Below are 19787 nucleotides of genomic sequence, written 5' to 3'. Positions count from 1 at the left end.
GAGCACCCGCCCGCTGGCGGTCGCACAAAGGTCGAGTGTTCTCATGACTTTTTGTGTGTGCTCCAGACGACTGTCAACTTAGTGCTGATCGACGCTCCAAGCGCGCGAGCATGCCTGTACCAAGCCGCTGGGCTGGCTTCGTTGCGACAATTCCAATCCTGAGAACGGATGGCATATAGTTTGCTTCACCAGTGAGGTCACGATCTACAAAAAGCAACTTTGTGAGGACAGCATGCTCGGAATTGGAAGTCAGTTGCCGCCGTTCGAAATCACAGGCGTGAAGCCCGGCTTTCAAGCGCAGGAAGAAGAAGGACAGAGTGCATTCGAGACGCTGACCGAAACGAGCTTTCCAGAAAAGTGGAAGATCATCTTCTTCTATCCCAAGGATTTTACCTTCGTCTGCCCGACCGAGATTGCTGAATTTGCTCGGCTTTCCAAGGAATTCGCCGACCGCGATGCGGTTGTGCTGGGTGGTTCGACTGACAACGAGTTCTGCAAGCTCGCTTGGCGGCGCTCACATGTCGACCTGCACAATCTACCAATCTGGCAGTTTGCCGACACAAAGGGAACGCTCGTCGATGGTCTTGGCGTGCGTTCACCCGAAGGGGTTGCCTATCGTTACACCTTTATTGTTGACCCCCAAAACACGATCCAGCACGTCTATGCGACCAATCTCAATGTCGGGCGCAGTCCTAAGGACACGCTCCGCGTTCTGGACGCGCTGCAAACAGACGAGCTCTGTCCATGCAACCGCGAAATCGGCGGCGAAACCCTGAAGGTTGCTTGAGGCGCAGCATGTCGTCGATTGAACAGCTGAGCAAAACGATTCCCGATTTCGCCAAGGACGTCAGGCTCAATCTGACGTCCTTGGTGGCCGATGAGACGCTCTCGCCGCAGCGACAATATGGGCTGCTGCTGGCGAGCGCGATCGCCACCCGCAATGCAGCCGTAATTGCCGCAATCGAATCGGCTGCGGTCGCCGTGATGACGCCTGTGGCGATTGCTGCGGCGAAATCCGCTGCCTCGGTGATGGCGATGAACAACGTCTACTACCGATTCGTTCACCTCGCCTCTAACCCGGACTACAAGACGATGCCACCACGGTTGCGTATGAACGTGATCGGAAGCCCTGGTGTTGATAGGTCAGATTTCGAGCTGTGGTCGCTTGCGGTTTCCGCCATAAACGGCTGCGGTGCTTGTATCGATGCCCACGAGAAGACCCTGCGAGCCGCGGGCGTTAGCTCCGAAGTGATACAGACCGCCGTGCGCACTGCTGCAATCGTGCAATCAGTGGCGACCGCAATCGAGGCCACCGGGCCGAGCCCCACCCAGGCGACGGCCTAGTTCCTCCTCCGCCATCCGGCCGATCGTTGTGGCGCCACGCAGCGGCACCACACCAGTGCTTTTCGGGTCCCTGACGGGCGTCATACCCGCAAGGCACCTCTTGCGTGACATCACCTTTGAAGCGTGCCTAGCTCAAATTTTCACGCACCGCGCCAGAGGCGAAAGTGCGCGAACGATGCGGTGAGATTCTAAGGTCGGTTCGAGCGAGCGCCTTCCGCTGCACATTCACCTCATCCTCACCCAAACTTGAACAGCACCCCATATCCGCCACGCGGATAACTCCACTGGATATCGCCGGTTGGCTCGGCGATCACGCGGCAGGTGCCGCACTCGATGCACCCGTCGACAGTTATCTCAACCTGGCCATCGTCGTTGAGCTCGTAGCATCGCGCGGGACAGGCTTTCAAAAGTGCAAGTAGCTGCGGCGACGGCGTCGTGTGCGCGCGGACCTTGACGTGAGGGTGACCGACGTCGACAAGATAGCGGTTATAATACAGCTTGTCTTCGACGCGCATTGAGGGTTCGACATTCATGCTTTGGCCTTCCATTGTTGGACTTCACACTTTTGCGGTCAGCGCCAGGCCCGGGCAAAACGACAAGCATCGCCGAACAAACCTGCCCATGACCGCGCCTTGACAAAGGATTTCAGGGTCGCCTTCTCCTTCTCAGCCTTGGGCGTACCATCGACGCGCACAAAGTTTTGCATCGCCTTGGAGATGAGCTGCGGATAGGTGAGAAAGAAGTTTTGTGAGTGGGTATGCATCAGGGGCGGCAAATCCTTGTACTTCTTTAGATCTTTGATCACGAAGGAGTCGTCCAGCATCTTCTTGTAGATCGACAGATTTGTTGCACTCATCGGCTCGCCGCGCGATTTCACCAAACCTATCGCTTCGGCGGCGATGCGGCCGGAAGTCATCGCGAGATTGGAGCCCTCACGATGAATGGCATTGTTGAGTTGGGCCGCATCGCCGACTACGACCCAGCCTTCCCCATAAAGCTGCGGGATCGACTTGTACCCGCCTTCAGGAATGAGATGCGCCGAATATTCCTTGACTTCGGACCCTGCTATCAGGGGCGCCACAGAGGGATGCCTCTTGAATTGATCGAGCAAGCCGTAGGGCGTCTGACCCGTGCGCTGGAAGTCGGCGACGAGACAACCGATGCCGAGCGAAATGCACTCTTTGTTGGCGTAGATGAAACCCATTCCGGTCATGCCGCGGGAAATGGTACCGGCCGCCTCGATCACGACGCCTTCATCGCCCTTGAGATTGAAGCGCGCCTCGATAGTCTCGCGAGGCAAGAAGTGCATCTCCTTCACCGCGAGCGCAACGTTATCGGGCGTCGGGCGCGCGCGCAGGCCCGCGCGCGTCCCGAGCAGGCCATTGACCCCTTCGGCCAGCACGACGACATCGGCATGTATTTCGCCGTCTCGGCGATCTGTACGAACACCGACGATCCTTTCACGCTCGTCCCGTGCGAGCTCGGTGACCGTCGTCTCGCACAGCACAGTCGCACCAGCCTCCCGCACCTTGGAAGAGAACCATTTGTCAAACTGGGCGCGTATAATCGTGTAGCGGTTTGGCCGTTCCTCGTTGAAGTCGTCTGAACGGTAATGCATGCCGACATGGGAGCGATCGTCCATCATCCAGAACCGCTGTTCGATCACGTGACGTTCGAGCGGCGCCTCATCTCGAAACTCGGGGACGAGCTTTTCCATCATGTCGGCATAGAGGATGGCGCCCTGCACATTCTTCGATCCGGGATATTCGCCGCGCTCGAGCTGCAGCACCTTCATGCCGCGTTTGGCCATGGTCAATGCCGCCGCGTTGCCGGCCATACCGGCTCCGACCACGATCGCATCGAATCTCTCTTCAATCATCATCATCTCCTCTAGACGGCGATCCGGGCGCGCGAATTCGGCAAAAGCCGGGCGCGAAATGCGGCCGTCAGCGCCGGTAGCAATTGCATGGCATCACTGACGATCGCGAGATGGGCGAAGTCGAAGATCGGAGCGTTCTTGTCAGTATTGACGGCGACGATCAGATCCGCGCCCTCCACGCCAACCCGGTGCTGGATCGCGCCGGAAATGCCGGCGGCAATATAGAGCTTTGGCCGGATGGTTTTGCCCGTTTGGCCGATTTGCCGGTCAGACGTAACCCACCCCTTTTGCACCAGAGGACGCGAGCAGCCATATTCGGCGCCAAGCAGAGTTGCGAGCTCGCGCACCAACCGAAAGTTCTCAGGCGATCCCAGCCCCAGGCCGCCCGCGACCACGACATCGGCATAGGCCAGATTGGACGTTTCTGCATCGCGGTCGGGTAGGAACGACAATACTTTTGTGACAATATCGTCTTCGACAAGGCCGAGCGGATGGACGATGATACGAGCGGCATCGCGTACGACGCGCTCAGGCATCGGCATGACCCGCGGGCGGACGGTTGCCATCTGCGGACGATAATTCAAGGTATAGATCGTGCAGAGCAGCGAGCCGCCAAAAGTCGGACGCGTCGCCGCAAGCGAACCATCGGCGTCGACGTCCAGCGCGGTGCAGTCGGCAGTGAGCCCCGTCGACAGTGTCGTCGCCACGGAACCTGCGAGATCGCGACCGAGCGTCGTCGCCCCCAACAGAAGGATCTCGGGCTTGTAGGTGTTGACGAGTTCGGTTAGCGCTTTGGTATAGGATTCGTTGCGGTAATCCGACAAAACATTGTCGCTCACAAGATAGGCCAGATCGGCGCCATAGCAAAAGGCTTCAAGCGCGGCGTTACGTGTGTGCTGCCCCTCCGGACCGATAACGACAGCGGCAAGATTCACCTTTAGCCTGTCGGCAAGCCTGCGCCCCGCACCCATGAGCTCCCAGGAAACCGGATGCACCTGGCCGCGCTCCAGCTCGACGAAGACCCAGACGTGCTTATACGCCTTAAAGTGCTCCGGCAGTTCTTTTTTGGCTGCTGCGCGGCCGGCCGCCGCCGGCATGGCCGTTTTGGTGACATTGCTCATACTCTAAATTCCCCTCAAAGATAGGCGCGCCCGCGCCACAGGTTTTGCTTTTTAGCTTCGTTAACTGAAGATCACTTTTGGTCAGCAAGTGGCCGGCTGCTTTGCCCCGTCTGCTTGGTCCGACCGGCCGCACAACAAGACGCGTCGTCGCGATAGACGTACCGGTCCGGCCGGATTTGGAGAGGTCTTCCACACTGGACCCCTGCGCGCCGGGTTCGACGAGCGCCACCGCGGCGGCCAGGGCGCCGCGGTGATTCTGACCGGTCGCTTTCATGCCTGAGTTGGCGAGTCCGTTCGCTGCGCAATACCTGCGCGTCACTTTCGGCACAGCGGCGCCACATTGACTGTGACGACGAGGGCGATCCTGGCAACGCACCTGTCACGCCATCCATGCCGAGCCTCCAGCGCCGACAACCCGTATGGGCCGACGTTGCCCCTCTTCCTGACGCATGTTGCTATCCGCTATGAGATGGATACAAACCTGCGCGGAATCGGGGACCGGTTTGATGCGGGCGCTGTACATACCCTCTCCAGGTGTAGCGCGAACGGGCGACTTATCCATTGACCACCATCTCACCGTCGATACGGAACTTCGATCGCGTCAAAGACCATTTCGAACGGACCTGGCGCGATCGTAGGCCACGAGATGATGCCGCAGCGCTCGGCAGGCAGTAAAAGCAGCATCATGGGTCTTCCTTCAATCTCATCTCGGACGACTACCATCTGTCGGCATCGATGATCGGATCGGCAGGACAACAGCAAGTGTCGTACCAGTTGCAAAAACCATTGAAAGTCAGTCGAAAGTCATGGTTTGGCAGACACTTGAAATAGCCGCTGATACCGTGGACACGACCAGTCCAGACATGGGTCGGGAATACGACAGGCGTCGCTCGGGTCTTCGCTGCAGAGAGTTGACCCGGATAAAGACGAAGGCTGCACATCGGGTTGCCACGGCGCCCCGTCGGGCAAACCTTGCTTGCAGTGGAGCGCGAGATCACTTCAGCTCGCTCAGCGGGACAAAGGCCGCGGCCTTCTTAGGGTCTGCGACGGCATCCTTCAAAACCTTGAACACTCGCTGGTCGATCGGTGACGATGCCACGAAATCGGCATAGGCCTGCTCCAGCATCGCCTTGCACCGAGCTCTGATTTCCGGCTCTGCGGCACCAGCAAATTGCTCTTTGGCAAAATATTGTCCCATGCGCTTTAAGATGTGAAGGCGCGCGACATTCACGATTTTAGGGTCGTAATCGACGCCAAGCAGCGAAAAAAAATCCTCTGCCGACGAGGCCTTGCTGAGCCGATCCAGGATACCGGCTGCCGGGGATGAGTTGATCATCGAAAATCCTCCTTCGGATTAGCTCTGGACGTTTAAGGAGATGGGGCGGCTCCTGTTGACTGCTGCCGTCCTGCCTCGCACAGCTGTCCGCATCGCCAAAGCCTGACTCCGGAAAGCGGTGCCCTCAACTTCGCTGCTCCAGATCGGCAGGTCCGCCGGTGACGACGTCAGTTCCGATGAAGATCCGGGATCAATCGCCAAACCACGATCGAGGTTGACGCTCGTCAGGACGGTCGCCGGACCGGAAATCAGCCGCGCGAGAAGACGCCGATTGGCAGTCCGGGGACGGCTCGCCATTGGGTAGGAGATCACAGCATGTATGGCGGAACGGCAAGTAAGATCTGGAGGTGAGATCGCGCCAGGGGATCTGACGTGCGAAAGCTGGACGCCGCTTGTGCCCATCAGCGCTATCGGACACCGTCCTTGCGGCCCGTCGGTTTGCGAATGGTCGACGCAAATGCTGTTGGACACGGCTTTTCACGCGGGGTGGGTTGCCAGGCATCCGCACACGTCGCGCCAGATCGCCGCCAGGGTTTCGCGCTCGACCGGCCGCTTGTGCTCGATGGCATATTTGCGGACTTGCGACAGGATCTGTCTGGCTTGATCGGCGCTGGCGACGAGCTGCAGTTCATCGAGTAACGCGGTGATCGCCCCAAGTCCGGAATGCTTGCCGATCACAAAGCGGTTGCAGCGGCCAAGCAAAACGGGATCAAGCGATTGATAGGTGCGTTGATCCTTCAAAAGGCCATCGACATGAATGCCGGATTCGTGCGTAAATACATGCTCTCCGACGATGGCCTTGTTCATAGGAATCGCACGTGCGGCCGCGGCTGCAACCACCGCGGCGACGTTCTCGAGCTCCGGGAGTATGATGCCGGTCTCGCGCCCGTAGAGCTGCTTGAGTGCGACCGCGACTTCCTCGAGCGGGGCATTTCCGGCCCGCTCGCCCAGCCCGATGACGGTCACTGAGGCGTGGCTCACGCCAGCCTTGATAGCGGAGAGCGTGTTGGCGGTTGCGAGTCCGAGATCATCGTGACCGTGAAATTCGAGTTCGAGATCGGTGGTCGCACGCAAATTCCTGACCAGCGCGTAGGTTGCGTCCGGATCGAGCACACTGAGCGTATCTGCAATACGAAAGCGACGCGCGCCCGCGGCTTTTGCAGTTGCCATCAGTCTGATGAGAAAATCGATGTCGGCGCGGGAGGAGTCCTCACCACCGACGGCGACCTCAAGTCCGCGCGCACAGGCATAGCCTACCACTCGCTTCACCCGTTCCAGCGCCAGGTCGCGATGACCACCTAGCTTGGCCGCGATCTGGACATCGGAGGTCGGGATCGACATATTGATCATGGACACCTTTGCTTCGATCGCCGCGTCGACATCCGATTTCCGCATCCGGCACCAAGCTATGGTGGTCAGCGGAAGATCTGCTTCGACAATGGCGCGAATGGCGGCGATCTCCTCGTTGCCCATCGCCGGCGTTCCCGCCTCGATCTCCGTGACTCCGGCCCGCGCCAGCGCCTGCGCGATCGCCAGCTTTTCCTCTGTGGTGAACGCAACGCCAGGTGCCTGCTCGCCGTCGCGTAATGTCGTGTCGTTGAGCACGGTGGGCTTGGCGCGCACCTGGTCGGACCAAGACGATTTGGCGGCGGTGCTGGCGGAAATCACGCGAGAGCTCCTCATTGTTTGATCTACCTAAGCTTCAGCAACCAGCATGCCAGCCCGCCGTCCCAGGCAACCCACTGACGAAGCTAACGCTTCGGTCCTGGACCTTCTTCAGCAAATGGATTGTCGCAAATGCGACAGGCCCATGAAGCGGACGCCTTGCCTGTTGCCACGCCGAGTTCGAACGCTAATGCAATTGCGGCGCGCCGGGATATCGAGAATTGTCGCGGAGCACTTTGGGCCGCCGCCGCTTTGGACACATGGTCACTCGCTCGCCTCGAAACGGCGTCAGCCGCGCCCTCAACCTCCCGCGCGGCTTACCAAATCCGGCGAGGCCTTCGCGGATGACGGGGCGATCGCGGACCCTTGTGGCAGTTCAGATGGCCAGTCGCCGGCAACTACCGGCCGAGCCGCCTGCAACAGAAAATCGCGCCGGCGCTCGGCCATCCGGCTCTCACCGCTTTCTTCGCCGAAGCAGAGGTTGAAGTCGACACATTGCGTGCACACGGGTGTTGTGCACATCACGAGGCCTTCATCCTCGCAAAGCATGCGGTAGAAGAAGCGCTTCCAGCGCATATTGTTGACATTGCGCACGGCGAGCGGCGCGAAATGGCGGCTCAGCAGCCGAGAGAGTTCGCCACGATTGCGCAAGCCGAGAGCTTCCCACAGATGGTTTGGCTCAATGGCGCGGCGCGCGATCATCGCAGCCAGCCAGCGGCCGATATCCCCTTCCGTCGAGCGTTGCTTGAGCAAGAAATCGCGCAGCATTGCGATCTCGTCGTCGTCTTCGCACTTGAAAGCCGAGAGCTGCTCCGCGAGCTTGATCTCAAGGGAGGGAAAGTACTGCTCCAGCAAGGCCGCCAGTTCAAGGCCAGACAGGCCGGCCTTCTCGGGAAGGGAACCACCATCCATTGTGGCAGCCGCCAGGATGGACGCCAGGACATGGCGATCGAGATTGCTGTCAATGGCAATATCGGCATCTGCAGGAGGCACACCGGTGAGCAGGCTGTAGGTTGCAATTCCCCTGTGCATCTGGCTGTTGGCACCAACGGCACAAGCAGCCATCAACGGAAGGAAGTGCGCTTCGGACATAATTTTGTGGGTTTCCACAGTGGTCAGGTTTGCCCCGCCGAATCCTGGTTCTGGTCAGGGTCGATCGTCAGAATGCCGGCCTCCCGGGATGGGCGGTTTGGGAGACCGGCATCCGTCGCGCGCCTTTGCAAGGCCGCGACTCGCGACCTTTACGAGGCCGCGAGCTCGGCGGCGGTCTTGCCGATGATGGATTCGTCCACGGGCTTCATAATGCCATGCTCCATCAGCATGTCCTCGAGCTCGTCCATGGAGATCGGGGTCGGGATGATGCCTTTGCCGCCATTGTTGTGAACCTTGGTCGCAAGATTGCGATAGTGATCGGCCTGCTTGGACTCGGGTGCATACTCGAGCACCGTCATGCGGCGTAACTCGGCATGCTGCACCACGTTGTCGCGCGGCACGAAGTAGATCAGCTGAGTGCCTAGCTTCTTGGCCAACGCTTCCGCCAGTTCCAGCTCCTTGTCGGTCTGCCGCTCGTTGCAGATCAGACCGCCCAGCCGCACGCCACCAGAGTTCGCGTATTTCAGGATGCCCTTGGAAATGTTGTTTGCGGCATACATCGCCATCATTTCACCGGACATCACGATATAGATTTCCTGCGCCTTGTTCTCGCGGATCGGCATCGCAAAGCCACCGCAAACGACGTCGCCGAGCACGTCGTATGAGACATAGTCAATGTTCTCGTAGGCGCCGTTCTCCTCCAGGAAATTGATCGAGGTGATGACGCCGCGGCCGGCGCAGCCGACACCCGGCTCAGGACCACCAGACTCCACGCAGCGAATGTCCTTGTAGCCGACCTTCATTACGTCCTCGAGCTCGAGGTCCTCCACGCTGCCGGCGCTCGCTGCAAGACTCAAAATCGTGTCTTGCGCCTTGGCGTGCAGAATCAAGCGGGTCGAGTCCGCTTTCGGATCGCACCCCACAATCAGGATTTTCTGACCCATCTCGGCCAGCGCCGCCAGCGTGTTCTGCGAAGTGGTCGACTTGCCGATGCCGCCCTTCCCGTAGAACGCGATTTGTCTCAGTGAAGACATGTTGCTCTCCATCAACCGATTTGCCAAAAGTTGCGCGCTTCTTGCGCGCGAGCTTGTTTCTCTCTCAGAAACGGGGGCACACGGGTTCAAGGGAAGGAGCGCATCGCTCGTCTTACGCGTCGGCGTGCACTCAGCCCTCACTCAGTGTTGCTGCCGCTTATTAGCAACCGCCGTGCCAACGCTTGACCGCGCTCCTTAAGCTTCTGATTACGTTTCTAAAAACCAACCAGCCGGTGAGTGATCCTGGCTGTTTTGGATCTGACAGGATCTGCGCGGCTGTCAGAAAACGAACAACGACCACAACCATCAACGCGAAAAGCCGATTTGGCGGGACCTGTTCCCGATCCCTTGTGTGGAACGGAACTTGCTGCGCTTCTCGCAAGGCGGGCGATTTGAGGAGAGTGAATATGCCGGTCGGGCTCGAAACCTGGCGGACTAGCGGCAGTGTTGCATATACGGTACGGCGCTTGGTGCGCTGACATTGGAGATGATCGGCAAGAAATTCGAATGGGCTCCCGGAAGCAGCAGCGCCGTGCCAATCGTTCAGCTCGGCGCGCCTAAATAGGTATATCGTGGCGACAATCATCTTTTATCAGAAGCCCGGCTGCGCCACTAACGCGCGTCAGATTCAAGCGCTGAAGTCCGCCGGCCACAACGTGATCGCCCAAGATATCTTGAAGAAGCCATGGGATGCGGAGGAATTGCGCGGCTTCTTCGGCAATATGCCCGTCGGCTCCTGGTTCAACCGAGCTGCGCCTCGTATCAAGTCAGGCGAAGTCAATCCCAATACCATCGACGCGGCAAGCGCACTCGCATTGATGGTGGGCGATCCGCTCTTGATACGACGACCGCTGATCGACGTAGACGGGGCACGATGTGCCGGACTCGATCATGAGCCCGTGCTTTCGCTGCTTGGCCGCAAGACGCAAGATGATCTCGAGGGATGCTTGCACGAAGCAAACCGCGCGCGTTGTCTGCAGGCGTGGGGAAACGGCGGAGCGTACCCCCAAGGCCATCAAACGAGGCAAGGAATGACGTTTCCCACTTCCGGCTTCCTTCATGGGTAGTAGGCGACGGGACCTTCGCTGAGACGCCCGCGCGAGTGGCTGCTCCGTAAGTCGGCGTCGCCCATATTGCGCTCGAATGCCGCGCTTCTCGCCTTTGCAGTGTGTGAGAGAAGTCGCCGCAGTTGCCGCCTTTATCACGCATGACCTCCGCGGCCTGCATTGGATCAGAGCACCAAACCGAGAGGCAGTTTCTTGAAGAGATTCGGCTCTCTTGAATTGAATAACGATCAGAACAGACCACCACGCTTCGCGGCCGTGATCCTTATGCAACTTAGCGGCATAATTGCGCTACGGCCGCTCCCATTTTGATCGGCATCAAATCCTCCGCCATTCCCCATGTGTGACAGAGATCTCGCGCGGCTCTTCGCGCGAATTTTTGGAATGGAGAATTCGATGAGAACAAGGACAGTTCTGACGACGGCATCGCTCCTCGCGCTAGCGACCTCGTTGGCCAGCATCTCGGTACGGGCTGCGGATCTGGGTCCGGCGCCGGTCTACTATAAAGCGTCTCCGATCGAACCGTTCAACCCATGGATGATCCGCCTGCGCGTGCTTGGCGTTTTGCCGGATACCGCAGGCAGCTCGGTCAGTGTCGCCGGGGCGCCCTCGCTGTCCTCACCAAGCTCTGGGCTTTCGATCAGCGATCGAGCCATACCCGAGCTCGACATCACCTATTTTTTCACAAAGAACGTTGCCGCCGAACTCATTCTCGGCGTGACCAGCCATCACATCAGCGGCAATGGCGCGCTCACTGGCCTCGATATCGGTAAAGCCTGGCTGTTACCGCCAACACTGACCCTGCAATATCACTTCACCGATTTCGGCCAGTTCAAGCCCTATATCGGCGCGGGCATCAACTACACCGCATTCTTCAACCAATCGGCAGCCAATACTTTGCTCCCCGGTCTTGCCGTGACGGATTTTCGCATCAGCAACCAATTCGGCGCGGCGGTCCAATTCGGCTTCGATTACATGCTTGATCGTCACTGGGGCCTCAACTTTGACGTTAAGAAGCTGTGGCTGCGGCCGGAGTACTCCGCGACCGTAAACAATGCGATTGCCGTCACCGGCCGCGCCAATATCGACCCATGGCTTGTCAGCGGCGGCGTCACTTACAAATTCTGACGCTAGAACAGGACCAGAAAGGGGAATCCGTTTGATCAACCCGGACGCGGCGAGCTGATCGAGCGCGTCCCCTAACCTCACCGCAGTGCAAGCACGGAGCGAGATGACGCGTCAAGGACGCGTCATCTCGCGAGACGCGGGGAGCCATTCGCAGCCTTGCTCTCGCTGTGAGCTGCGGATCGCGTGCATGGAGTGACGGTACACCAACAGATCGACACAGATATGATCATATTCTTGTTTCGTCGCGCGTTGCAAAGGCGCCATTTGCCTATTGGGCCCGAGAAAAAAGGCGGCACGCCGCGCCAAGATCAATGACCTGTTGTTCGCAGACCCGGAGCGGGAGGCCTCCGCTCAACCTTAGACGATCCGAGCTCTGAGCGGCCAGCTCATGGACGGACAAGCCGTCCATGCTTGCTAGCCCGGGCAAGTGGCCGCTAAGCGAAGCCTCTAGCTTCGCTTTAGCACCATCACAAGACGGTCGACACGTTTGCCCTGCTTGAGGTGGGAGTTTACGATTTCGTCAACGTCCTCGGGCGTGGTCGCACGATACCACACTCCGTCGGGATAGACGATCATCAAGGGACCAGAGTTACAAAAGCCAAGGCAGCCTGCCATCGTGAAACCAATATCGTTGAGGCCTTGCGCTTCGATCGCCTTGCCCATTCGATCCCACAGGGCTTGCGCGCCGGAGGCGCCACAGCTGCCGTGCGGATGAGTTGGCGGACGCTGCGTGTTGCAGGCAAAGACATGATGCCTATAGAGTTGAGGAAGCTCGAATTCGGTTTCTGAGTTCATGCGCCTATCCTGTGATCAATGGGTTTCATCTGAAAGAGACAAGGTGCGAGCACATCGCCCCCCATAATCTCTTAAGGTTTAACGCCGCATCGACCAATTGATTCAACTGATTCCCACTCGCGCTTGCGAAAGCAGGCGAAATGAGCGGGCGCCATCGTGATTGTCGTCGCTGAAGATCAGCGATAGATACCTTCGCGTCCGGAGCAGCCTCCTTGATCAATTCCAACGTCTTCGTCCGTCATCGCGATCTTTCCACTCCCGCATCACTTGCTCACCATCCAACTTCTCCAAAGCAAGTTGCACACCAGATGCGTAACGTTCGTTTCTGCAACGATCCCTTGCTTTGCCCGGCGCGACTCACAATTATTGCCGAGGTTGCGACAATGTCGTTCGCTTCTGTTTCGGACACGACAAACCTCGCATAGCGTTTGACCTCCCGCTTCAACCTTCTGCAGTTCGTACGCAGAATAACCGAGACTCTCGGTTATTTTGCCCAGCTCTTGCGCTATCATATCTTGGAATGAGCAGCGATCTTCATGACCCTCGTGCCGCCTATCGAGGAGCCTTTATTCTCGACGATCGCCCGGTGAATCGAGTGCTCTGTTCTGCCGTCGCGTGATCGGCTGGCCGCATCGTCCGGCGCGAGCCTACAGCATCTTTTTCGCCCTGAAGCTGGACGCTGCGTTCCGCCGCTGCCGATCTATCGTTTGCCTCAACAGATAGCGCCTGTCGGGAGAGCCAAACGAGGCAGGGATGATCGCCGAGCCACCTTTGAGGCTGCAGACCAAGCCTGCCGCAATCCCCATCGGCAGCAACGGCAAACCGGCAACACAGCGGTCCCAGATTGGGCGCACGCTTCGCAACACGCGCTTGCAGCGGCGAATGCGGAGCAAGGAGCACGTGCTCATTAATGCATTTGCTCCTAACCGACTCTAGCTGACGATGGTGGCGCCATTCGCTAAGGGCGTCGCACGAACGGAGGTTTGGCATGGCAGTTGCAACGCAGGCAATAACGCCAGCTGCGCCGGCCGGCCAAAGAACTTCTGACACAGGATCGTCATTCCTCCTCCCCAAACGGTCCTGTCAGTCTGGGTCCCGCCATTGTCCCAGCCCAGACGATGCCCTCGGCGAACTTCCAGCCGCCGGGGGCATTTCCCGCTCGAACATATCGCCGGCAGTAAGAAGCATGTCCTGCCTGCCGGCTCGATTTGGCGAGCTAGCGCAAGAGCAGCTTCTTGGTGCGGCGGAGGTCGCGGAGTGCAAGGCCGCTATCCGGCGGGTTTCCCGTTTTGTCTCACAAGTCAAAAGCCGTGACACGCATCTGCCAACGCTCACGAGTACGTCGGCCTCATCCGACGGCAAAGCGCCTCAGGCAGCTTGAGCACAACAAAGCGATAGGCCCATTAGCCCGGATGGATCGTGATATCCATGGTTTCGTCGCTGTCTCCGAACGGGTCGGCAAACCGATCGTCTTCCAGAAGCTTGACGCCGCACAGGCAGACGTCACCTTCGATCACGGCGAGCGCTACCGGCTCAAGCGATTGTCCATCGCAGGGGCCGTCGATGCAAATCCCAGTGTCGATCTCAAATCTTGCACCGTGCCGGCCGCACCTGAGAAAGGAGCGGTCCGCCGAGAAAAACGCACCGGAGCCGATGTTGAGCCAGACGCTCTCATGCGGACAACGATTGACGTAACCAAAATAGTCGTTGCCGAAGGTGCGCACCACAATAATTGGAAAGGGCCGGCTCTCGCCCCTATCATCGATCCGCGACAGGCTAAAGCCCATGGCCCCACTCCGCTCGATGGCATCGGCCGGACAGACGGCAAAAACCTCGATCTGATCGCTCATCAGGTTGCCGATTATCGGTTCGCTCATCCCGGCTTCGCAGTTTCCTGCTTGAAGGCATCGATCGCAGTCCGGCTCAGCCGAAAAATCCCACGGCCACGAGCGAGCTGCCGATAAGCCGAGCTGGCACGGGCGTTGAGGACATCAAACCATTGGTCCGGCGTGAGCTTCGCCGGACGCTCGCTGATTTGGATCACCCTCCCGTTCGGACCGAAGCGGACGTGGATGATGACTTGTTGCGAGTTCATACCGATCCCCTGTTTTGGTAACTCTAAAGATCCCGAGCGGGCACCGAGGATCTCGACGGTGATGTGCTTGGTTTGGGCGCCTCAAGCCGCGCCTTGGATGTGCCTTTTCTACTATCGAGCAGGTCTTCTTCGCGCTCGCTTGGAACATTTCTCTTGCGGCCTTCCCAGACGAGTACATGCCTCCGCGCATCCGGCGCGCTCCCGCCATGTGGATCACGATGTGCGCCCGGCAACGCTGCCACAAACGATTATCCTCCGTCCCCTTGCTCATCTCTCGCGACGACAAAAACTACGATCATCGCAATTCACTCCTCGTTCTTCCGTGTCGTGGATGACGAGCATCTCAGTAAATCGCTGCACCCGCTCCCACGTTGATCGATGCATCTTTCATGGTCTCGACGATAAACTCGATCTGCTTGCTCGTGAGATGGGTGTGAAACGGAAGCGCGAGAGCGCGATCGGCTATTTTTTCCGTAACCAGGAAATCGCCACGCCGATAGCCGAAGTCAAAGTAGTGGCGTTGCAAGTGCAGCGGCTGGCTATAGGCAGCGGATTCAACCCGTGCGCCTCGCAGATCATCGATAATGGCGTCGCGCCCCGATCGCGTGAAGCGTGTCCCCAGATGAACGAGATAAAGCAACCAGTTCACCTCGGTCACATCGGGGCCAACATAAGGCGGCTTGATGCCCTCAAATGACTGCATATGCGCGTTGTAGAGCTGCTCGACCAAGCGACGCCGCTCTAGGATTTCATCGAGTCGCTTGAGCTGCGCCAGGCCCAAGGCAGCCGTGAGATCGCTCATGCCGGCCTGGTAAGGTGCCGTGCTACCGACAACAACGGAGGAGCGTTCATCCAGGCGATGGGCGCGATGGCGACGCAAGCCGACCGCGATGTCGATATCGTCGGTCACCACCATTGCGCCTTCGCCACAGGTTAGGGCCGCCGGCTGGGCAAAGTCGAACACCGCGAGGTCGCCAAACCGGCCGACGAGCTCACCCTTGTAGCTCGATCCGATCGCCTCGGTGGAATCCTCCAAAAGCAGCAGCTGATGGCGCTGCGCGACCGCGCGCAGTTCAGACCACGGCGCGGGATGACCGTTGGGATTGCCGGCGACAATCGCCCGCGTGTTGGCCGTGATGCGCTCTTCGGCCTTCGCTGGGATCAATGCTCCCGACCAATAGTCGATATCGGCAAATACTGCTCGTGCGCCTGCGAGGCTGATGGCATGCGCGGTCTCACGAAAGGAGTAGGGCGAGGCGATAACCTCCTGCCCCGGGCCGATGCCGAGCGCCTTCAGCGCAAGCAGGAGCCCGATGGTACCACTGGAGACCGCAACAGCATATTTGCGGCCAAGATACGCCGCGAAAGCCTGCTCAAACGCCTCAGTGATCTGCCCGTTGGAGATTTGCGGCGAACAGAGCAGCGTTTCCACGGCAGAGAGCTCGGCGAAGGTGATATCGGGATCGGACAGTGGAATGAAAAATGTATTTTCCTCCACAGTGTGCGCGCCATCAAGCCGACACTCTGCTAGTTCAGTGCTCACCGTCCAACATTCCTTTTGGCCAATACGATGCCGGTCGCCCGCGTTGGATCGGCCGTAATCTGCACGCAGTGATCCGATCGATCGAGCAGATGAAGGTCGAAACGAGGAAACTTCCGGAACGGCTGATCCGCCACATCCGACGCATCACAGCGCACCCAAGCAAGCTGCGGAAAGCGGCGCCGCAGCTCGACAAACGGATCCATCTCGGCGCCATCGGCTGCAAGCAGCCGCTCGATTTCGATCAATTCCTCCGCGGTGAGCGCCATCGTGGCTCCTCTATGACTCGTCAAAGGCGGTTCGTCATTGCCAGAACAGACGCTCCGGATCCGCGTTCAATTCGTCGATTGCAGAAGTCAAGCGATGGTAAAGGCTGTAAAATTCCCAAATTCCTCGCGCGTGGTTCTTGCGAAACAGCTTCCAGATCCCGCTCACGGCATCATAAAGAATCAGCGCGACGTCGATGAGAGCGCCATCCTTGTCGATGTTGCGCGAGCAACAGGGGCTCTCAACGAGGTAGCCGCCCCTCACCTGCGTCACGTTCGGCGAGACGTAGAGATAGCGCTTGCGCGAGCTCAAGCCGCGCTCGATCCGTTTGCGATCGAGCTCGTTGGGGTGAGGCACCAGCCCGGCCTTTACCTTTCTCATCAGCGCGGCATTCATGGCGAAAGCCTCCATTCAAAGTACTGTGATTTCTTCTTCAAGACAGCCGATGAGCAGCTGCTCACCAAAATCGACAATATAGATCGGCACGTTCGCTTCGGTATGGATAGCGACGTTGATGATCTCGCCGGTCGCTCCGGCGGCGAGCAAGACTCCCTCGGGCTCCGTATTGGGAAATGAGCGGTCGTTGATGAGGTCGACTGCGGTTTTGACCCGCTGGCCCCGCCGATATTTCGGAAAGCCGGGCTGGGTCATGACTCCTCCGGCAATGGCAGATCATCGATCTCCGCGCAGGCGTCCACCGGCTCTAGTTCCTTGCGCTTCATGCCAACACGGTAGCCGCTTTCCAGAAACTCGACGCCGTAGATGTAGAATTGCTGCAGGAACGTGCCGATCGAGACGACGTAACCCACCTCTCCCTTCTTGACCAAAACGTCGCCAATCTCCTTGCCGCGATAGGTGCCATCATTGCGGATGGTGCGATTGGCTCGCAGCTTTTGGCCAAAGCTGAAGACGGGCGGACCGCTGAGCTCGACGACGTCGCTGTCGCGAACAATGCTGGTCATGTACCGCTCCTCATGCATCGCTCTCTCGTAGAGGTGCAGGGACGCCGCCTGGCCCACCGCAGGCGAGATCCTCTATCATTTCGTGCTCGCGCGGCATCGACAGTCACATCGACGATGGCAGCGCCGCCTGAAAGGCCGCTCTCGACGTCGCGAAGCGCCTTTGGACCGCCACGCGGAATGAAATGCTCGCCAGGGCCGTGCTGCCGACCAGCAACAGCACGATCGCAGGGCAATCCAGCGCAGTCGTCGTCCGTGATGGAGGACCGAACGTCGGCGCCTGCGCCTCCGCCAACGCGCAGCACGAAGCTTGCGACGTTTTCAGCACCAGCTCTCGGCATGCCGTTCATGGGGGTTCACGCTTTAGGCTGGCGCCTGGTAGCGAGGCAAGGACGTGTCAACCACGCAGGTATTGTCGACCGGACAGGCGGCGACACATTGCGGCTCGTCGAAATAGCCAACACATTCAGTGCATTTGGCCGCTTCAATGACAAAGCTGCCCCCCTTCTCCGAGATGGCAACGTTCGGGCATAAGGGTTCACAGGCTGAGCAGCTCGTGCACTGCGAGGCGATGATCTTGAATGGCACATATTCCCCCTTACGCTGCAGAGATCAGAGATCCTTGCCGGATCGCGGCGTCGCCGCGCTGCGCGTGCTGGATCTCCCCGCGTTTCACCTTGTCCAGATAGGATCTGAACCAGGCAATCGCCGACTTCTCAATGAACTCATGGGCGTATTGATCGACCGGCTCGATCCCCGCCTTGATCAGATTGCTTTTCGGGCAGCCGCCGATCTTGGACACGAAGACCGCATGACAGTCACGGATGCCATGCATGATGGCGGAAAGCCTATCCTCCTCGCCATAACCGCTCTGGCAGTAAACGTCCACGCGGCGGTGGCCGACGAATTTGGCGCCGGATGTAGAAAGTTCGTACACCTGGAACTCCTTTGCATGCCCAAAGTGCTCGTTGATCAATCCCGAGCCCTTGGTTGCGACGGCCACCAGAAGAGTGATCGCGCTCATCTCTCCGGCAAATTCCGCAAGCTCCTTTTGGCCGGCCGCGATTTTGGCGGCACGCTCATCCTCTACCCTGTCCTGATACGCCTTGCGCATCTCTAAGTCATATTGGACGTCCATTTTCATGACCTGATCGGTGGTGAACTCTGCGCTGCGATCCTCCCCGAGTAGACCGACCGCATCGGCGCGGCACTGGCGGCAATGCCGCATCATTTTTATCTCCCCTTCACAAGCATCTTGCAGCGACTTCAATTCCTGCGCCGTCGGTCCGCGCTGACCGTTGAGGCCAAATACTGTGCCGTGCTCGGGCGCGGAGATCAGCGGCATGATATTGTGAAGGAAGGCACCACGCGACTTTACCGCCCTGTTGACCTCGACCAGGTGGTCGTCGTTGATGTTTGGGATCATCACCGAGTTGACCTTGCACAGGATACCCCGTTCGCTAAGCATCTCGAGGCCTTGCAGCTGGCGATCGGTGAGTATCCTTGCCGCGTCGATGCCGGTGTAGCGCTTGTGGTTGAAGAAGATCCACGGATAGATCTTGGCGCCGATTTCGGGATCGACCATGTTGATGGTGATGGTGACGTGGTCAATTTTGGACCTGGCGATGGTATCAATATAGTCCGGCAGAGCCAGTCCGTTGGTTGACAGACACAGCTTGATGTCGGGAGCCGCCTTGGCGACCAGCTCGAACGTCTTGAACGTCTTTGCTGGATTGGCCAGGGGATCGCCGGGACCAGCGATGCCAAGCACCGTCATCTGGGGAATGGTGGTCGCTACCGCGATAACTTTTCTTACCGCCTGCTCAGGCGTGAGCTTCTCGCTCACCACGCCCGGACGCGATTCATTGGCGCAGTCGTATTTTCGGTTGCAGTAATTGCACTGGATGTTGCAGGCAGGCGCGACCGCGACATGCATGCGGGCGTAATGATGATGCGCTTCTTCGCTGTAGCATGGATGGTTCTTGACCTTTTCCCAGATTTCGGTCGGCAGATCGCCTTGGCCTGCCTGCGAGCCGCAGCTCGCCTGCCCGGTCTTGGCCAAAGCGCGGCAGCCCTTATGCTCGGCGGCGGGCTGCATCATCTTGCCGCTATCCACTGCAGCTTTAGCATATTCTCCGCGTTCGACGACCGCGTTCATTTTCATCTTTCCCTGCAGGCATCATCGGCCACCCAGGACCATCCGTGAGCGAACCTCAAGAAGCCGGGTAGCAACTTGCATGCCATGGCGGAGACGATGAAATTGCAGCCATACGCCAACGCGTTAGCGGAAACGATCGTCTCTGGCGCATCTGAGAACAGCAATGATGCTCTTGTTGACGATGCGACAGATACGTCGTCATTCTCACGCAGAGCTCCATGGCTTGCGCATTCATTCTCGCACTAAGCTCGCCGGAACCCGGCTCCATCTGAACGGGTTTTTTCGCGTTGCGGCTCTCGCAATATGCCGA

At 58.8% G+C, this 19787-nt stretch carries 21 protein-coding genes; 4 read left to right on the top strand and 17 right to left on the bottom strand.

The window, feature by feature from the left end; genetic code table 11:
• Positions 1-232: 232 nt before the first annotated feature.
• Together CWO91_RS03150 and CWO91_RS03145 are read left to right on the top strand one after the other, a co-directional pair.
• A complete protein-coding gene (locus tag CWO91_RS03150; protein ID WP_091881736.1) occupies positions 233-787 on the top strand; it encodes a peroxiredoxin in 555 nt (184 codons plus the stop codon).
• Positions 788-795: 8 nt separating this feature from the next.
• Positions 796-1344, top strand: coding sequence for a carboxymuconolactone decarboxylase family protein (locus CWO91_RS03145; RefSeq protein ID WP_091881733.1), 549 nt, complete (start codon positions 796-798; stop codon positions 1342-1344).
• A 236-nt stretch (positions 1345-1580) separates the two neighbouring features.
• Here the strand turns inward: CWO91_RS03145 and CWO91_RS03140 are convergent, their stop codons facing one another.
• From CWO91_RS03140 to nifH, 7 genes are all read right to left on the bottom strand, one after another.
• Positions 1581-1877, bottom strand: coding sequence for a ferredoxin family protein (locus CWO91_RS03140; protein WP_091881730.1), 297 nt, complete (start codon positions 1875-1877; stop codon positions 1581-1583).
• Positions 1878-1915: 38 nt separating this feature from the next.
• Positions 1916-3223, bottom strand: a complete 1308-nt coding sequence (locus CWO91_RS03135) for an FAD-dependent oxidoreductase (RefSeq protein ID WP_091882111.1) — start codon at positions 3221-3223, stop codon at positions 1916-1918.
• An 11-nt stretch (positions 3224-3234) separates the two neighbouring features.
• A complete protein-coding gene (locus CWO91_RS03130; protein WP_091881727.1) occupies positions 3235-4344 on the bottom strand; it encodes an electron transfer flavoprotein subunit alpha/FixB family protein in 1110 nt (369 codons plus the stop codon).
• 994 nt (positions 4345-5338) lie between these two features.
• Positions 5339-5680: a nitrogenase stabilizing/protective protein NifW gene (gene nifW / locus CWO91_RS03120; protein WP_091881723.1), complete on the bottom strand. Its 342-nt coding sequence runs from the start codon at positions 5678-5680 to the stop codon at positions 5339-5341.
• A gap of 477 nt (positions 5681-6157) precedes the next feature.
• Positions 6158-7348: a homocitrate synthase gene (gene nifV, locus CWO91_RS03115; protein WP_433995543.1), complete on the bottom strand. Its 1191-nt coding sequence runs from the start codon at positions 7346-7348 to the stop codon at positions 6158-6160.
• A gap of 297 nt (positions 7349-7645) precedes the next feature.
• The gene (locus CWO91_RS03110; RefSeq protein ID WP_130212188.1) at positions 7646-8437 is read right to left on the bottom strand and encodes a nitrogen fixation protein NifQ; all 792 of its coding nucleotides are present in this window, start codon (positions 8435-8437) and stop codon (positions 7646-7648) included.
• Between the two features lie 149 nt (positions 8438-8586).
• Positions 8587-9471 (bottom strand): nitrogenase iron protein, encoded by an 885-nt coding sequence (nifH, locus tag CWO91_RS03105; protein ID WP_091882104.1) that lies wholly within the window; start codon positions 9469-9471, stop codon positions 8587-8589.
• Positions 9472-10043: 572 nt separating this feature from the next.
• Here nifH and CWO91_RS03100 point away from each other — a divergent pair.
• Positions 10044-10538: an ArsC/Spx/MgsR family protein gene (locus CWO91_RS03100; protein ID WP_245471103.1), complete on the top strand. Its 495-nt coding sequence runs from the start codon at positions 10044-10046 to the stop codon at positions 10536-10538.
• Positions 10539-10919: 381 nt separating this feature from the next.
• Entirely contained in the window at positions 10920-11663 is a 744-nt protein-coding gene (locus CWO91_RS03095) for an OmpW family outer membrane protein (RefSeq protein WP_208752974.1), read from the top strand.
• Positions 11664-12110: 447 nt separating this feature from the next.
• On the opposite strand, the gene CWO91_RS03090 is transcribed toward CWO91_RS03095, so the two are convergent.
• From CWO91_RS03090 to nifB, 10 genes are all read right to left on the bottom strand, one after another.
• The gene (locus CWO91_RS03090) at positions 12111-12458 is read right to left on the bottom strand and encodes a (2Fe-2S) ferredoxin domain-containing protein (protein WP_130212187.1); all 348 of its coding nucleotides are present in this window, start codon (positions 12456-12458) and stop codon (positions 12111-12113) included.
• Positions 12459-13861: 1403 nt separating this feature from the next.
• Positions 13862-14308, bottom strand: a complete 447-nt coding sequence (locus CWO91_RS03085; RefSeq protein WP_433995542.1) for a Rieske (2Fe-2S) protein — start codon at positions 14306-14308, stop codon at positions 13862-13864.
• Between the two features lie 23 nt (positions 14309-14331).
• On the bottom strand, positions 14332-14553 hold the full coding sequence (locus tag CWO91_RS03080; RefSeq protein ID WP_130212186.1) for a hypothetical protein: 222 nt from the start codon (positions 14551-14553) through the stop codon (positions 14332-14334).
• Positions 14554-14896: 343 nt separating this feature from the next.
• On the bottom strand, positions 14897-16051 hold the full coding sequence (locus tag CWO91_RS03075; protein ID WP_130212211.1) for a DegT/DnrJ/EryC1/StrS family aminotransferase: 1155 nt from the start codon (positions 16049-16051) through the stop codon (positions 14897-14899).
• Between the two features lie 41 nt (positions 16052-16092).
• A complete protein-coding gene (locus CWO91_RS03070) occupies positions 16093-16362 on the bottom strand; it encodes a hypothetical protein (RefSeq protein ID WP_130212185.1) in 270 nt (89 codons plus the stop codon).
• Between the two features lie 34 nt (positions 16363-16396).
• The gene (locus CWO91_RS03065; RefSeq protein WP_130212184.1) at positions 16397-16756 is read right to left on the bottom strand and encodes a DUF3024 domain-containing protein; all 360 of its coding nucleotides are present in this window, start codon (positions 16754-16756) and stop codon (positions 16397-16399) included.
• Between the two features lie 15 nt (positions 16757-16771).
• Positions 16772-17011 (bottom strand): nitrogen fixation protein NifZ, encoded by a 240-nt coding sequence (locus tag CWO91_RS03060; RefSeq protein WP_091881703.1) that lies wholly within the window; start codon positions 17009-17011, stop codon positions 16772-16774.
• Positions 17008-17322, bottom strand: coding sequence for a nitrogen fixation protein NifZ (locus tag CWO91_RS03055; RefSeq protein ID WP_130212183.1), 315 nt, complete (start codon positions 17320-17322; stop codon positions 17008-17010). The genes CWO91_RS03060 and CWO91_RS03055 overlap by 4 nt, the downstream gene beginning before the upstream one ends.
• A 360-nt stretch (positions 17323-17682) precedes the next feature.
• Positions 17683-17907, bottom strand: coding sequence for a 4Fe-4S binding protein (locus CWO91_RS03050; RefSeq protein ID WP_091881697.1), 225 nt, complete (start codon positions 17905-17907; stop codon positions 17683-17685).
• A gap of 10 nt (positions 17908-17917) precedes the next feature.
• Positions 17918-19477, bottom strand: coding sequence for a nitrogenase cofactor biosynthesis protein NifB (gene nifB, locus CWO91_RS03045; protein ID WP_165405197.1), 1560 nt, complete (start codon positions 19475-19477; stop codon positions 17918-17920).
• Positions 19478-19787 lie beyond the last annotated feature (310 nt).

Origin of the sequence: Bradyrhizobium genosp. SA-3 (assembly GCF_004212635.1) — a bacterium.
Classification (GTDB): Bacteria; Pseudomonadota; Alphaproteobacteria; order Rhizobiales; family Xanthobacteraceae; genus Bradyrhizobium.
Note: the sequence above shows the minus strand (reverse complement) of the source record. Positions and strands in the feature narration are given on the sequence as shown.

What these genes read in the sequence shown, in the direction of transcription:
- nifB (WP_165405197.1), bottom strand. Translation starts at nt 19,477, where the DNA reads ATGAACGCGGTCGTCGAACGCGGAGAATATGCTAAAGCTGCAGTGGAT.
- CWO91_RS03110 (WP_130212188.1), bottom strand. Translation starts at nt 8,437, where the DNA reads ATGTCCGAAGCGCACTTCCTTCCGTTGATGGCTGCTTGTGCCGTTGGT.
- CWO91_RS03090 (WP_130212187.1), bottom strand. Translation starts at nt 12,458, where the DNA reads ATGAACTCAGAAACCGAATTCGAGCTTCCTCAACTCTATAGGCATCAT.
- CWO91_RS03080 (WP_130212186.1), bottom strand. Translation starts at nt 14,553, where the DNA reads ATGAACTCGCAACAAGTCATCATCCACGTCCGCTTCGGTCCGAACGGG.
- CWO91_RS03135 (WP_091882111.1), bottom strand. Translation starts at nt 3,223, where the DNA reads ATGATTGAAGAGAGATTCGATGCGATCGTGGTCGGAGCCGGTATGGCC.
- CWO91_RS03130 (WP_091881727.1), bottom strand. Translation starts at nt 4,344, where the DNA reads ATGAGCAATGTCACCAAAACGGCCATGCCGGCGGCGGCCGGCCGCGCA.
- CWO91_RS03145 (WP_091881733.1), top strand. Translation starts at nt 796, where the DNA reads ATGTCGTCGATTGAACAGCTGAGCAAAACGATTCCCGATTTCGCCAAG.
- CWO91_RS03065 (WP_130212184.1), bottom strand. Translation starts at nt 16,756, where the DNA reads ATGAATGCCGCGCTGATGAGAAAGGTAAAGGCCGGGCTGGTGCCTCAC.
- CWO91_RS03060 (WP_091881703.1), bottom strand. Translation starts at nt 17,011, where the DNA reads ATGACCCAGCCCGGCTTTCCGAAATATCGGCGGGGCCAGCGGGTCAAA.
- CWO91_RS03085 (WP_433995542.1), bottom strand. Translation starts at nt 14,308, where the DNA reads ATGAGCGATCAGATCGAGGTTTTTGCCGTCTGTCCGGCCGATGCCATC.
- nifW (WP_091881723.1), bottom strand. Translation starts at nt 5,680, where the DNA reads ATGATCAACTCATCCCCGGCAGCCGGTATCCTGGATCGGCTCAGCAAG.
- CWO91_RS03055 (WP_130212183.1), bottom strand. Translation starts at nt 17,322, where the DNA reads ATGACCAGCATTGTTCGCGACAGCGACGTCGTCGAGCTCAGCGGTCCG.
- CWO91_RS03150 (WP_091881736.1), top strand. Translation starts at nt 233, where the DNA reads ATGCTCGGAATTGGAAGTCAGTTGCCGCCGTTCGAAATCACAGGCGTG.
- nifH (WP_091882104.1), bottom strand. Translation starts at nt 9,471, where the DNA reads ATGTCTTCACTGAGACAAATCGCGTTCTACGGGAAGGGCGGCATCGGC.
- CWO91_RS03095 (WP_208752974.1), top strand. Translation starts at nt 10,920, where the DNA reads ATGGAGAATTCGATGAGAACAAGGACAGTTCTGACGACGGCATCGCTC.
- CWO91_RS03140 (WP_091881730.1), bottom strand. Translation starts at nt 1,877, where the DNA reads ATGAATGTCGAACCCTCAATGCGCGTCGAAGACAAGCTGTATTATAAC.
- CWO91_RS03070 (WP_130212185.1), bottom strand. Translation starts at nt 16,362, where the DNA reads ATGGCGCTCACCGCGGAGGAATTGATCGAAATCGAGCGGCTGCTTGCA.